Genomic DNA, 13,101 nt, shown 5'->3' with positions numbered 1-13,101 from the left:
CCGGTCGAGCCGCGGCTGGGCGGTGCCGCTCCTGCTGGCCTGGGCTCCGGCGCCCCGTGGCCCAGGTGTCCAGGGAGTATGTTCCGGCGCCCTGCGCGTCACGACCTCCGCGTGTCGAAGCCTCGCCCGGCGCCTTCCTCCCGTTGTAGGAAACGGCAGGTCGTGGTGCTCAGACCGGATCGTCGAGCATGGCCAGCAGCCGCACGCCGAGGTGCAGGGCCAAGCGGTTGCCACCGTCGCTGAGGCTGAGCCCGGTGATCTGCTCGATCTGGTGCAACCGGTAGTACAGCGAGGTCCGGTGGATGTGCAGCGCGCGAGCCGCATCCGGCCCGGAGCCAGCGTGGTCCAGGTAGACCTCGAGGGTGCGCACCAGCCGCCCGTGCGGGTCGTGGGCGAGGAGCTCCTCGAGCGCTGCCGGGAGCAGCCGTGGGGTGAGCCGGCCCTCCGGGATCTCCAGCAACGTCGCGTGCACGCCGAGGTCCTCCCAGAACACGACGTCGGCCGCACCTGGCAGCACTCGCGCGCCGCGGGCCGCTGTGGTCGCTTGGTCCTGCGAGATCCACGCTTCGGCCAGCGCGCCGGTGGTGGTCCCGATCCCGACGACGCAGTGCGCCGACTCGCCGAGGACATCGCGGACCTGCTTGGCGACGGTCGCGCCCTGCTCCCGCAGGTGTTCCTTCGCCGCCGGTGCGCTCTGCAGCAGGAAACCGCGGTTCCCCTTGACAGCTGAGGCGAATTCGGCGAAGCGGTTGCGCGCGACGGCTTCGAGCGCCACCCGGAGGGCCACCTCGACCTGGGCCTCTTCCCTTCCCGGCGCGAGGACCTCGGCCACGCTCACGGTTGCGTGGTGCCCGCCGCGCAGCCACCCCTGCCCGTCCAGCGCCCGCAACGCGGCCGCCCGCTGCTCGGCCGTTCCGCAGAGCAGTTCGCGCACAGCGGCTTCCCTGGCCACGCGTTCGGCGTCCTCGGCGACGAAGTCCCGGTACAGCAACGCCGCCATCGCCGCAGCGGAGTCCTCGATGGCTTCGAAGTCGGCTTCGGCCAGTGAGTCCGGGTCGATCACCATCAGCAGGCCGAGGAGCTCGCCGCGGCACCGGATCGGTCGGCACAGGCGGGCCCGCATGTGCAGGTCCGGGCGGGCCGGGATGACGCCGGGCCCGGTCCAGCCGGTGACGCCTTGCGCCAGGATGTGCCCGATGACCGCGCTGCCACCCTCGCGTTGCAGCACCGCGTGGACGCGCACCTCGTCCTCGTCACCGAAGTGCCTGCTCGCGCACCAGAGGTGGACCGACGGGTCGTTGATCGCGACCGACCGGCCGAGCTCCTCGGCCAGCGCGTCGACCATCCGCTGCAGATCGCTACCGCTCATGTCCAGTGCGTGCGGGCACGCGGTCCGCACTGCTCCTCTCCGATGTCGTGAGCGCTCCTCGCGGAGGGCGTTGACTGGGCATTTTCTACAGCGGGAGGTAGATCGGCGGCAAGATCTCGACGACGCGTGGTGTCGGCGGGGCGGTGCTGGTGCGAATACTCGGGCCACCAGGGGAGCACGAGGAGGTGGGCCATGGGCAGCCGACTGGCCGGGGAGGTCGCGCTCGTCTTCGGCGCTGGTTCCAGCGGCGCGGGGATGAGCAACGGCAAGGCCGCAGCGCTGACCTTCGCGCGCGAAGGAGCCCTGGTGGCCGCGATCGACGTCAACCCGGCGGAAGCTGACCGCACCGCCAGCGCGATCCGCGAGGAAGGCGGCACCGCGGTCGCGGTCGAAGCCGACATCACCTCCGAGGAGCAGGTCGTCGCCGCGGTCCGCGACGCCGAACGGCAGCTGGGCACGCCTTCGGTCCTGCACAACAACGTGGGGTTGGCGCTCACCGGTGACCTCGCCGACCTCGACCTGCGGAGCTGGCAGCAGGCCTTCTCGGTCAACGTGACCGGAGCGTTCCTGGCCTGCAAGCACGTGCTGCCCCGCATGGTCGGGGCAGGCCGGGGCGCGGTCGTCAACGTCTCCTCGATCGCGGCCATCCGCGACACCGGCTACCCCTACCCCAGCTACAGCGCGGCCAAAGCCGCGGTCAACCAGCTCACCGTCGCGCTGGCCCTACGGCACGCGGCCGACGGCATCCGGGTCAACGCGGTGGTCCCCGGCCTGATCGACACGCCTCTGGTGGCCCAGCAGGTGATCTCAGGGGCCGCCGATGCGCGAGCCGCACTCGACGCGCGGAACGCCGCCAGCCCCACCGGCCGGGTCGGCACGCCGTGGGACGTCGCGTCGGCTGCGCTCTTCCTCGCCTCCGACGAAGCCGCTTACGTCAACGGGGTGTGCCTCCCCGTCGACGGCGGGCTCTCCATGAGGTGCGGCTGAGCCCGCTGGTCCGTCCGCAAGCCCAACTGATCGGAGGCCCCGTGAACCTGCACCGACTGCTGCTGGAGCGGACCCGGAAGTCCGGGCCGATCAAGGTCGGCGTCATCGGGGCGGGCAAGTTCGCCTCGATGTTCCTCACCCAGGCACTGCAGGTACCGGGCTTGCACGTGGTGGGTGTCGCCGACCTCAGCCCGGACCGCGCCCGCGCCGCGCTCGCCCGGACCGGCTGGCCGCCCGAGCGCTACGCCGCCACCTCCTTCGCCGAAGCGGTGCGCACCGGCGGCACGCACGTCACCGACAGCGCGGACGACCTCATCGACGTCCCCGGCCTCGAAGTGGTCCTGGAGATCACCGGCGACCCGATCGCCGGCACCCACCACGCGGTGCGCGCCATCGACGCCGGTCGGCACGTCGTCATGGTCAACGTCGAGGCGGACTGCCTGGTCGGCCCGGTGCTCGCCGAACGCGCCCGCCGGGCGGGCGTCGTCCACACCATGGCCTACGGCGACCAGCCCGCCCTGATCTGCGAGCTCGTCGACTGGTGCCGCACGGTCGGCTTCGACGTGGTCGCGGCGGGCAAGGGCACCAAGTACCTACCGGAGTACACCAGCTCGACCCCGGACACGGTCTGGGACCACTACGGCTTCACCGCCGAGCAGCTGGCCAGCGGCGACTACAACCCCAGGATGTTCAACTCGTTCCTCGACGGCACCAAGTCGGCCATCGAGATGGCCGCCGTCGCCAACGGCACGGGTCTCCAACCGCAGGACGAGGGCCTGCTGTTCCCGCCGGTCGGGGCCGACGACCTGGCCACCGCGCTGCGACCAGCGGAGCTGGGCGGTTCGCTGACCCGGCGCGGCACCGTCGAGGTGGTCTCCAGCCTGCAGCGCGACGGGTCCGCGGTCGACCTCGACCTGCGCTGGGGGGTCTACGTCACCTTCGAGGCCCGCACCGACTACGCGGTCCAGTGCTTCGCCGAGTACGGCGTGCGAACCGACCCCACCGGCCGCTACGGGGCGCTGTACCGGCCGTACCACATGATCGGTCTCGAACTGGGTGTCTCCATCGCCTCCGCGGTGCTGCGCGGCGAGCCCACCGGGACACCCGACGCGTTCCGCGGCGACGTCGTCGCAATCGCCAAGCGCGACCTGAAGGCCGGTGAGGTGCTCGACGGAGAAGGCGGCTTCATGGTCCACGGCAAGCTCGTGCCCGCCCACGCCTCGCTGGCCGCTGGCGCACTGCCGATCGGATTGGCGCACGGCTGCCGACTGGCGCGCGACGTGCCCGCGGGTGCGACCCTCAGCTGGTCGGACGCCGATCTCGACGAGTCCGTGCTCGCGGTGCAGCTGCGCCGTGAACTCCAGGGGAGCTGACCTGCTGCTGGCCGACGCCAGCAGCAGGTCAGCGAGCCCGCTAGTTCGTCGTGGTGAGCCCCCGGGCGAGGTCCGGCCCGACCGCCTCCGGGTCCCGCTCGGCGGGGTCGCCGTAGCCGCCCCCACCACCGGATTCGCACCGCAGGACATCGCCCTTGCGCACCCGCAGGCTGTTGGCCTTGAGCATTTCCTGGGCGTGCTCGGTGCCGGGGTTGAGCACGACGCGTGGTGGGGCGCCCGCTTCACCGCCGAAGAGCCCCCAGGCGGGCGTGACTGAGCGTTCCCACCACAGCGAGAGGTCCTGGTCGGCTTCCATCACGTACTCCCGCACGACGCCGTCGCCGCCGCGCCACCTCCCGGCGCCGCCGGAATCCGGGCGGATGTGGTACTTGGTGACGCGCACGGGGTAGAGCGTTTCGAGGACCTCGATCGGCAGGTCGCACAGCGATCCGTTGACGTTGTTGATCAGCGCTGTCTCGCCGTCGCCGCCGTGCCACGCCCCCCAGCCGCCGACGGTGGCTTCCAGGGTGACGAAGGGCTCGCCGGTGCGCGGGTTGTTCCCGGCGAACTGCACGATCATCGAGTCGCCGTAGCTGGCCGCCGCGACCGCACCGGGCATGGCGGGGGCGAGGGCCTTGACGATGAGGTCGATGAGCATGCCGAGGCTGGAGTAGTAGTACTGGCAGGCGGCCGGTTCGCGGGCCCCGAGCATGGAGCCCTCGCGGACCTCGACGTGCAGCGGCGCGAACGAGCCACCGTTGAGGCTCACCGACGGCGAGATCAGTAGCTTGTAGCCGACCCGCGCCGCCGAGACCGCCTGCGCCCGCCCGCAGTTGACCGGCCCGGTGGTCTGGTCGGCGCAGTCGGTCAGGTCGATCGTCATGCGCTCACCGTCCACTGTGATCCGAACGGTGACCTCGAGCGGCGTGTCGAGGTCGATGGCGTCGTTGTCCAGGAATCCGGTGGCCTCGTAGGTCCCGTCGGGGATGGCCGCCAGGCGCTCGCGCTCGAGCCGCTCGGTCTGGGCGAAGATCTCCCGCCGGGCCTCGTCGATCGTCGCCGCGCCGTACCGCGCGAACAGCTCGCCCAAGCGCTTCACCCCCATGCGGGCGCAGGCGACCTGCGCGCGCATGTCGCCGAGCGTCACGTAGGGGAAGCGGACGTTGGTCTCGATGAGGCGCAGGACGTCGGCGCACTCCTCGCCCGCGGCCACGATCCGGGTCGGCCCCATCCGCAGGCCTTCCTGGTAGATGGTGGTCGAGTCCATCGAACCACCCGGGTCCTTCGAACCCATGTCGATCCAGTGGGCGCGCGAGGCGGCGAACCCGACCAGCTCGTCCTGCACGAAGATCGGCGCGTACACCGTGCAGTCGTTGAGGTGGGTGCCGCCGATGTAGGAGTCGTTGAGCACCCAGACGTCGCCGGGCCGCCACACCTCGGGGCCGAACTCGGCCTCGGTGCGCCGGGAGCACTCCTCCAGGTTGCCGAGGAAGATCGGCAGCCCGGAGGACTGGCCCAGCACCCGGTGCTCGCGGTCGAGCAGGGCGACCGCGCAGTCCTTGCCCTCGTAGATCGTCGGTGTGTACGAGGACCGGATCAGGGTCGTGTTCATGTCCGTCGCGGCCTGGATCAGCGCCGAGCGGATGATCTCGGTGGTGACCGGGCTGATCGTCATGCCAATGCCTCCGCATCCGGCCGGGGGGCCAGGGTGATGGTCAGGAACTCGTTGTCGTCGACCCGCAGTTCGGCGTCCGGGGGGACCACGGTGGTCGAGGTCTCCTCGTGCACGATGGCCGGACCCGGCAGCCGCGTGCCGACCGGCAGCGCCGAGCGCGCGACGATCGTCGTGGGCAGCGGCCTGCCGTCGAACACGACGTCGCGGACGACGGGGTCGGCCGGGGCGGGCGCGGCCGCACCGACGTCCGCGGTGGTCCGCTCCACCCGGCCGTGGCCGGTGGTCCGGATCGTGACGAACTGGACCGGGGCGCCCGGGGTCGCGTGCCCGTAGCGCGCGTGGTGCGCTTCCGCGAAGCGCTGCTCCAAGGTGCCGACGAAGGCGGGATCGGCCACGTCGTCGGTGTCCTGGATCGGCACCGGGAGCGTGTAGTCCTGGCTCTCGTAGCGCATGTCGATGCTGTGGCTGACGGAGCGCTTGTCCTCGCTGATGCCCTGCTCGGTCAGGGCGTCGACGGCCTGGCCGCGCAGCGTGTCCAAAGCCGTTGCCAGCGCGCCGGTGTCCAGGGTCTGGCTGGTGGCGAAGAACTGCATGGTGAAGTCGCGCCGCACGTCGGATTCGAGCATGCCCCACGCGGAGAACGCGCCGGGGAACCGGGGCACGACCACCTCCGAGACCCCGATCTCCCGCGCGATGAACGCCGCGTGCATGGGCCCGGCCCCGCCGAAGGCGAGCAGCGCGAACTGCCCGGGCTCGCGGCCGTGCTCCACGGTCAGCGTGCGGATCGCCTGCGCCATCTTGGCGTTGCCCACGTCGCAGATGCCGGAGGCGAGCTCCACGGGGTCCATGCCCAGCTCGGTCGCCAGCTCGGCCACGGCGCGGTGGGCGGCGTCGAGGTCGAGCCGCATCCCGCCACCGGCGAACGAGTCCGGGTCGACCCGGCCGAGGACGCAGTTGGCGTCGGTGACCGTGGCCTGCGTGCCCCCGCGCCCGTAGCAGGCCGGGCCGGGAACCGCTCCCGCGGATTCCGGGCCTACGCGCAGCCCGCCGCCCTCCGCGTAGGCCAGCGACCCGCCTCCCGCGCCGATCGTGTGCAGGTTCACCAGCGGCATCAGCAGCGGGAAGCCCTCGCACGTCCCGTCCGGTGACACGTCCGGTTCGTGGTCCATGACCAGCGAGACGTCGAACGAGGTGCCGCCCATGTCGATGCAGATGACGTTCGGCCTGCCGAGCAGCTTGCTGACCGCGACCCCGCCCATCGTGCCGCCGACGGGGCCGGAGAGCAGCGTCTGCAGCGGGTGGGTGCGGGCGAAGTCGGCGTTGACCAGCCCGCCGGAGGACTGCATGACGTGCACCGGGACGTGCAGGCCGTGGTCGGCGAAGCGGGCTTCGATCTTGTCCAGGTAGCGGTGCACCGACGGCCCGGTGTAGGCCTCCACGACCGTCGTGGACATCCGCTCGTACTCGCGCCACTCGGGCGCCACCTCGTGCGAGAGCACGACCAGCACCTCGTCGCCGAGCTCCTCGCGCAGGACCTGGCCCGCGCGGCGCTCGTGCTCGCCGTTGAGGTAGGCGAACAGGAAGCACACGGCGACGGCGTCGAAGCCCTCCTCGCGCACCCGCTTGGCCGCGAACCGGACCGCGTCCTCGTCCAGCGGTTCCAGCTCCTGGCCCGCCGCGTCGAAGCGGCCGCCGACCTCGGCGATGGCTTCGCGCGCCACGAGCGGGGCCGGTTTGCGGTAGTGCAGGTCGAACAGGCGCTCCCGGTTGCCGCGGGCGATCTGGTAGACGTCGCCGATCCCGCGCGTGGTCAGGATCAGCACGTTCGCGCCCCGCCGCTCCAGCAGCGCGTTGAGCCCCTGCGTCGTGCCGTGCACGAAGAACCCGATCTCGGCGAAGGGGAGCTCGAAGCCGGCGAGCGCGTCGAACACCCCCCGAGCGAGGTCGTCGGGCGTGGTCAGCACCTTGCCCGCCCGCACCTGCCGGGAACCCCCGTCGAAGGTGACGACGTCGGTGAAGGTGCCGCCGATGTCCATGGCGACCCGGTATGTCATGGAGAACTCCTTGTCGTAGCACCAGGGTCAGGTCAGTTGAGGGCGCGTCCCTCGGTCTCCGGGAGGGGCAGGACGGCGATCAGCGCGAGGACCAGGAAGGCGCTGATCGAACCGATGGTGATCGAGGACGCCACGCCGAGGTCCATCAGCGATCCGATGACGGGCACCGAGATGGTGTTGGCCAGCAGGATGGCCGAGGTGGACCACGAGTAGCCGAGGCCGCGCAGGCTGGTCGGCAGGATCTCCCCGGACCAGGTGTTCCAGATGCCCCACGCGCCGAGCGAGAAGAAGGCCAGCACGAGATTGCCCGCGTACATCTGGGTCTCCCCGGTGGCGAGGCCGAACAGCGCACCGCCCGCGGCCGAGGCGAAGACGAACGCCAGGAAGACCTTCTTGCGGCCGAACCGACGGGTCAGCACCGCCGCGAGCAGGTACCCGGGGATCGAGACCAACTGGGTGATCGCGACGAACCACAGCGCGTCGGAGACGCTGAGCCCCTTGCCCTGCAACAGGACCGGCAGCCAGGTCTGCAGTCCCCAGTAGCCCCAGCTGAAGGTGAACGAGACGACGAGCAGCAGCAGGAACTGGCGCCGGACCCGCGCTCCGAACAGGCTGCGCACGTCGCCACTCCGGCCGTCCTCGTCGACCGCGAACCGGGTGCCCTCGGCCACCGGGCTGCCCAGCCACCGCAGCACCCGCGTGGCCTCGGCGTGCCGTTGCTGCTTGGCGAGCCAGTACGGCGATTCCGGAACCCACCGCAGGACCGCGAACGCCCAGAGCCCGGCGAGCGCGGCCACGACCGCGACCGCGCGCCAGCTCACCACGCCCAGCGTCTGGCTGACACCGATGCACAGCAGCGTGCCGATCGGGAACCCGATCGACAGCGCGACCGCGCCCTGGCCACGCCACCGGGTCGGCAGCAGCTCCAGGAAGTACGGGAACGTCACGGTGTAGACCCCGGCGAAGGCGACCCCGGAGAGGAAGCGCAGCACCAGGAAGGCCCAGTACACGGGGGAGAACGCCGCGAGCAGCGCCAGCACCGCGTACAGCAGCAGGCTGAGCACCGCCACCTTGCGGCGCCCGAGCCGGTCGATGAACGCGCCCCACATCAGTGCGCCGGGCACCATCCCGAACGCCACGGCGGACAGGGCCAACCCGAGCTGGGCGTCGCTGATGCCGAGTTCGGTGGCGATCCCGTCCGAGACGTAGACCAAGCCGACCTGCTCCCACGCCTCGACGACGAAGGTGACGAACAGGACCGAACCGGCGACGAGGTGCGCCCGGCCCAGCGGCATCTCGTCGAAGACCTGGCCGACTGTTCTCCGCGCGGTGGACCGGTCGGCCTCAGCCGGGCCCGGGTCGCGTGATGAGGGAGTCATGACGCCTCCGGTCATCGAAACGTTTTGATGATTCGTGACATGAAACGCGCGCGGTCGACCGGTGTCAAGGGTCAGCCGGACCGGGGCGGGCACGACGACTGCCCGGTACCGGACACGGGTGCGCGATACTGGGCAGGTCAGCCGGGTGATCGAAGGGAGCGGACATCGGTGAACGGCAGCACCGCCCGCCGTGCCACGATTCGTGACGTCGCCGAGCAGGCCAAGGTCTCGATCAGCACCGTCTCGCACGCGTTCTCCGGGAGCCGCCCGATCTCCCAGGCGACCAAGGACCGCGTCTTCCGCGCCGCCGCCGAACTCGGCTACGACGCGAACCCGAGCGCTCGGTCCCTGCGCACCGGGCGCTCGGGCATCGTCGGACTGGTCCTGCGGCCCCGGTTCGCGCTCAGCGGCACCCCGGACCGCGCCGAGACCTTCAACCGGCTGGTGGGCTCGGTCGCCACCGAGATGCTGCGCCGCAAGGTCGGCCTGATCCACGTGCCCGACCTCCACGACCCGTCGGTGTCCAGCGTGCCGATGGACGGCTGCATCGTCGCCCACCCGTACGGCGCCGACGAGGCGCTGGCCGAGCTGCGCCACCGGGGCCTACCGGTGGTCACCATCGAGGAGGACCCGGACCAGCCCGAGTTCACCTGGGCGGTCCGGCTCGACTACACCACCGTGGTCACCGCCCTGCTGGACCACCTCCGCGACCAAGGTGCGAGCAGCACCGCGTTGCTGACCGGGACCGAGGGCAACGCGTGGAACCGGCGCAGCCAGCAGACCTACCTCGCCTGGTGCGAGCGGCACGGCCACGCGGCGCGCACCGAGCTGCTCAGCGAAGGGCTCGGCATCGACGACGCCGCCGCGGTGATCCGACCACTGCTGGCCAGCTCCGAGCGCCCGGATGCGGTCGTGGTCGCGACCAGCGACTTCGCCGCGCTCACCGCGGAGATCGCTGCGGACCAGGGCCTCCGCGTGCCCGGCGACCTCATGATCGCCGCGTTGACCGACACCGAGCACTCGCGCAGCGCCATCCCCCCGATCACCGCGATGGACCTCAACCACGAGCTCCTGGCCGAGGAAGCCGTCGAGCTCATGCTCGCCAGGCTCGCCGGAGCACAGACCCCGGCCGAACCCGTGGTCATCGCGCCGACCCTCCGGGTCCGCGCCTCGACGCAACGCTCCGGGGAGGCTGGCTAGCGCGGCCGGAGCTCCCGCTCCGACGTCAGCACGGTGACGATGTGCTGGCGCTTCTCCTCGAGCTCGCGCGGCTCGCCGATCACCGACACGACGCTGACCAGTCGTCCGTCCTGGCGGATCCCCATCGCGATCCCGGCGGCGTCCTGCGAGATGCGCGGCATGACGCACAGGTCGGTGCCGAGAATTTTCGGCCGCTGGGCCAGGAAGGCAGAGACCAGGTCGGGCTGGTCGGAGTGCGCGGCGAGGTGCTCCCAGAGCTGGGCGCGCTCCATCGAGGCCAGGTGGACCCATCCCGCCGCGTTCTCCAGCAGTGGCCGTTCCAGGAGGTCCTCGGCGAGGTGCCCGAACCTGGGGTCGTCGGAGAGGTGGTCGATGTAGTAGCCGACCTCGCCAATCCGGACGGACAGCACCACGCTCAGCCGGACCTGCTCGTGCACCCGCGCCAGCAGCGAGCGCGAGACCCCGGGGAGCAGCTCCCGTCCGGCCCGCCGGTTCAGCAGGTACGTCGTCCGGCCCAGGAAGTAGCGGCGCTTGGCCTGGTCCGCGTACCCGTTGTGGACGAGCCCGCGCACGATGCCCTGGGTCGTGGTCAGCGGCGCTGCCGCTGCCTGGGCCAGCTCGGACAACGTGCAGCCGCCGGGCGTCCTGGCCAGGTGGTCGAGGATCGCCGCCATGCGGTCGATGGTGCGGTGCGACTGCCGCGTGTCCTCCCCGGGACTCATTTCGCGATCCTAACTACGAGTATGCGTAGTTGCCAATGACCGCCGCTGCGCCCGCGGTTGGGGGATCGTGCGGTGCCTGCCTACCGTCGCTGCGACCACTGGTGCGGCGAAGGGGCTGGAGCTGATGACAACAGGACCTCTCTCGGGTTTGCGCGTCGTCGACCTCACTACCGTGATCATGGGGCCGATGGCGACCTCGCTCCTCGGCGACCTGGGGGCGGAGGTCGTCAAGGTCGAGTCGCCCGCTGGTGACATCAACCGGCGGATGGGCCGGGTGCTCAGCGGTGACCAGAGCGAGCTCTCGCTCAACCTGAACAGGAACAAGCGCAGCGCCGTCCTCGACCTCAAGTCGGAGTCCGGCCGCGATGCGCTGCTCGAACTCGTCCGCGGCGCCGACGCGTTCGTCACCAACATGCGCCCAGCCAGCCTCGCCCGCCTGGGCATCACGCCCAGCCGCCTGCGCGAGCTCAACCCCGAGCTGGTCTTCGTCACCGCGCAGGGTTACGCCTCCGACTCCGACCAGGCCGACGCCCCGGCCTACGACGACATCGTGCAGGCGGCATCGGGTTTCGCCGGGCTGTCGCTGCACGTCGACGGCGCGCAGGGCGAACCGGCGTTCGCCCCGTACGTCGCGGGCGACAAGATCACCGCGCTGTACATCGTGATCGGCTTGCTCGCCGGGGTCCACCAGCGCGAGGTGACGGGACGGGGTAGCGAAGTCGAAGTGCCGATGGTCGACACCCTGATGAGCTTCAACCTGGTCGAAAACCTCGCCGGGCTGACCGCACTGGCGCAGCCAGGCGGGTTCGGGTGGGCCCGGACCACGGCTGGCCGCCGCGCCCTCTACCGCGCTGCCGACGCCTGGATCACCGTCCTGCCCTACACGGACCGGAACTGGGCGGACTTCTTCGGACTCCTCGGCCGGACCGACCTGGCCGACGACGAGCGGTTCGCGACGCTGGCCTCGCGCACCGCCCACATGCCGGAGCTGATCGACACCATCTCCCCGGAGATCGCGCGGCGCACGGCCGCGGCGTGGTTGGCCGACTGCGCGGCGCTCGACGTCCCGGCGGCCCTGGTCAAGGACCCGGCCGAGGTCATCTCCGACGAGTACGCGTGGGCGAGCGGGGTCCTCAAGCTCGCGGAGCACCCGACCGTCGGCCAGTACCGGCGCATGACGACCCCGATCCGCTTCGACGGCACCGCACCCGACCCAGGTCTCCCCGCCCCGGCCCTGCCCACGTCCCGCACCGAGCAGACGAGCCGTCGCCACCGCCAGGAACGGCACCGCGACCTGGGGAGTGTCACTGCTGTTCGTCGCCCTGTGCATCTTCGCCGCCAGCACCGTGCGGGCGAAGAAGTCCGCCACGACAACCACGAGCACGATCCGGGAGACCGTCTGATGGCCATCGACATCACCGACAACGGCAAGGTCCGCACCATCTCCACCAACCGCCCAGCCAAGGCCAACGCGCTGCTGGCAGCCGACGTCGTGGCGCTGGAGCAGGCAGTCCTCGGGGCTGCCGAGGACTGCCGGGTGCTGGTCTTCGCGGGCACCGGCGGCCGGAACTTCTCGGCCGGGATGGACCTGGGCACGTTCCAGGGCGCATCCGAATCCGAGGCCCGCGGCATCATCGCCAGCATCGGCTCGCTGCTACGCACCATCCGCCACGCACCGCAGCTGTCCATCGTGGCGCTGGAAGGGGCGTGCATCGGGGCCGCGTTCGAACTGGCCCTCGCCGCCGACCTGCGGGTCGCGCACCCGGCGGCGCTGGTCGGGCTCCCGGAGGTCAAGCTCGGCATCCCGTCGGTGGTCGACGCGGCGCTGCTGCACCACTACGTCGGGCTCGCCACGGCCAAGGAGATGCTGTTGACGGGTGAACCGCGAACCATCGAGGAACTGGCGCACACCGGTCTGGCGAACAGGGTCGTCGAGCGCGAGGAAGTGGTCCCGGTGGCCCAGGAGTGGGCGGCGGAACTGGCGTCCCTGCCCGCCCTGGCCGTCCGGGAACAGCGAGCGTTGATCGACGAGTGGCTCAACGTGTCCCTGCAGAACGCGGTGGACCAGTCGATCACCACCTTCGCCCGGATGTTCCGAACCTCCGAAACCTCCAACAACATCACCAGCTACACGGCAAACCGGAAGACCACGCCGTAGCGCAGCCCGGATCCGGGCTCCGCCCCGGGACCATCGAGCTCGCTGCCCGGTGCCCGAGGTCTGCGCCGGGATCCGGCACTTTCCGGTCAGCCGCGCCGTGGTGGTCGATCCGGCACTGGGGTGGAGTTGGCGGACGCCAGCCCGGTGGGGCACCGGGCGGCGGAGCCCTCGTTCCGCACCGGGA

General features: G+C 71.3%; 9 protein-coding genes. 4 read left to right on the top strand and 5 right to left on the bottom strand.

The window, feature by feature from the left end:
- Window positions 1-169: 169 nt before the first annotated feature.
- Window positions 170-1,369 (bottom strand): PucR family transcriptional regulator, encoded by a 1,200-nt coding sequence (locus ABT324_RS09425; protein WP_351174324.1) that lies wholly within the window; start codon window positions 1,367-1,369, stop codon window positions 170-172.
- 192 nt (window positions 1,370-1,561) lie between these two features.
- Here ABT324_RS09425 and ABT324_RS09420 point away from each other — a divergent pair, with 192 nt between their 5' ends.
- The gene (locus ABT324_RS09420; protein ID WP_351174322.1) at window positions 1,562-2,356 is read left to right on the top strand and encodes an SDR family NAD(P)-dependent oxidoreductase; all 795 of its coding nucleotides are present in this window, start codon (window positions 1,562-1,564) and stop codon (window positions 2,354-2,356) included.
- Window positions 2,357-2,397: 41 nt separating this feature from the next.
- Window positions 2,398-3,729: an NAD(P)H-dependent oxidoreductase gene (locus ABT324_RS09415; RefSeq protein ID WP_351174320.1), complete on the top strand. Its 1,332-nt coding sequence runs from the start codon at window positions 2,398-2,400 to the stop codon at window positions 3,727-3,729.
- Window positions 3,730-3,769: 40 nt separating this feature from the next.
- Here the strand turns inward: ABT324_RS09415 and ABT324_RS09410 are convergent, their stop codons facing one another.
- Genes ABT324_RS09410 through ABT324_RS09400 form a run of 3 tightly spaced genes read right to left on the bottom strand, consistent with a single transcriptional unit; the run spans window position 3,770 to window position 8,837 of the window.
- Window positions 3,770-5,404 carry a hydantoinase B/oxoprolinase family protein gene (locus tag ABT324_RS09410; RefSeq protein WP_351174318.1) on the bottom strand — a complete coding sequence of 545 codons (1,635 nt, stop codon included), beginning with the start codon at window positions 5,402-5,404 and terminating at the stop codon, window positions 3,770-3,772.
- The gene (locus tag ABT324_RS09405; protein ID WP_351174316.1) at window positions 5,401-7,458 is read right to left on the bottom strand and encodes a hydantoinase/oxoprolinase family protein; all 2,058 of its coding nucleotides are present in this window, start codon (window positions 7,456-7,458) and stop codon (window positions 5,401-5,403) included. Before ABT324_RS09405 ends, ABT324_RS09410 begins: the two co-directional genes overlap by 4 nt.
- Window positions 7,459-7,490: 32 nt before the next feature.
- Window positions 7,491-8,837: an MFS transporter gene (locus tag ABT324_RS09400; protein WP_351174314.1), complete on the bottom strand. Its 1,347-nt coding sequence runs from the start codon at window positions 8,835-8,837 to the stop codon at window positions 7,491-7,493.
- A 168-nt stretch (window positions 8,838-9,005) separates the two neighbouring features.
- Here ABT324_RS09400 and ABT324_RS09395 point away from each other — a divergent pair, with 168 nt between their 5' ends.
- Window positions 9,006-10,037 carry a LacI family DNA-binding transcriptional regulator gene (locus ABT324_RS09395; protein WP_351174312.1) on the top strand — a complete coding sequence of 344 codons (1,032 nt, stop codon included), beginning with the start codon at window positions 9,006-9,008 and terminating at the stop codon, window positions 10,035-10,037.
- Here the strand turns inward: ABT324_RS09395 and ABT324_RS09390 are convergent.
- Window positions 10,034-10,759 carry a helix-turn-helix domain-containing protein gene (locus ABT324_RS09390; protein WP_351174310.1) on the bottom strand — a complete coding sequence of 242 codons (726 nt, stop codon included), beginning with the start codon at window positions 10,757-10,759 and terminating at the stop codon, window positions 10,034-10,036. The two genes, ABT324_RS09395 and ABT324_RS09390, sit on opposite strands and share 4 nt — an antisense overlap.
- Window positions 10,760-10,883: 124 nt before the next feature.
- Between ABT324_RS09390 and ABT324_RS09385 the strand changes: the two genes are divergently transcribed.
- A complete protein-coding gene (locus tag ABT324_RS09385; RefSeq protein ID WP_351174308.1) occupies window positions 10,884-12,917 on the top strand; it encodes a CoA transferase in 2,034 nt (677 codons plus the stop codon).
- Window positions 12,918-13,101: the final 184 nt, after the last annotated feature.

Source organism: Saccharopolyspora sp. NPDC000359 (assembly GCF_040300525.1).
Lineage (GTDB): Bacteria > Actinomycetota > Actinomycetes > Mycobacteriales > Pseudonocardiaceae > Saccharopolyspora.
The sequence above is the reverse complement of the archived record's forward strand: the minus strand, read 5'-3'. Positions and strand labels throughout refer to the sequence as shown.

Bases quoted from the DNA above. Each gene is read 5' to 3' on its own strand.
- ABT324_RS09425 (WP_351174324.1), bottom strand. From the start codon at position 1,369: ATGAGCGGTAGCGATCTGCAGCGGATGGTCGACGCGCTGGCCGAGGAG.
- ABT324_RS09420 (WP_351174322.1), top strand. From the start codon at position 1,562: ATGGGCAGCCGACTGGCCGGGGAGGTCGCGCTCGTCTTCGGCGCTGGT.
- ABT324_RS09410 (WP_351174318.1), bottom strand. From the start codon at position 5,404: ATGACGATCAGCCCGGTCACCACCGAGATCATCCGCTCGGCGCTGATC.
- ABT324_RS09405 (WP_351174316.1), bottom strand. From the start codon at position 7,458: ATGACATACCGGGTCGCCATGGACATCGGCGGCACCTTCACCGACGTC.
- ABT324_RS09400 (WP_351174314.1), bottom strand. From the start codon at position 8,837: ATGACTCCCTCATCACGCGACCCGGGCCCGGCTGAGGCCGACCGGTCC.
- ABT324_RS09390 (WP_351174310.1), bottom strand. From the start codon at position 10,759: ATGAGTCCCGGGGAGGACACGCGGCAGTCGCACCGCACCATCGACCGC.
- ABT324_RS09385 (WP_351174308.1), top strand. From the start codon at position 10,884: ATGACAACAGGACCTCTCTCGGGTTTGCGCGTCGTCGACCTCACTACC.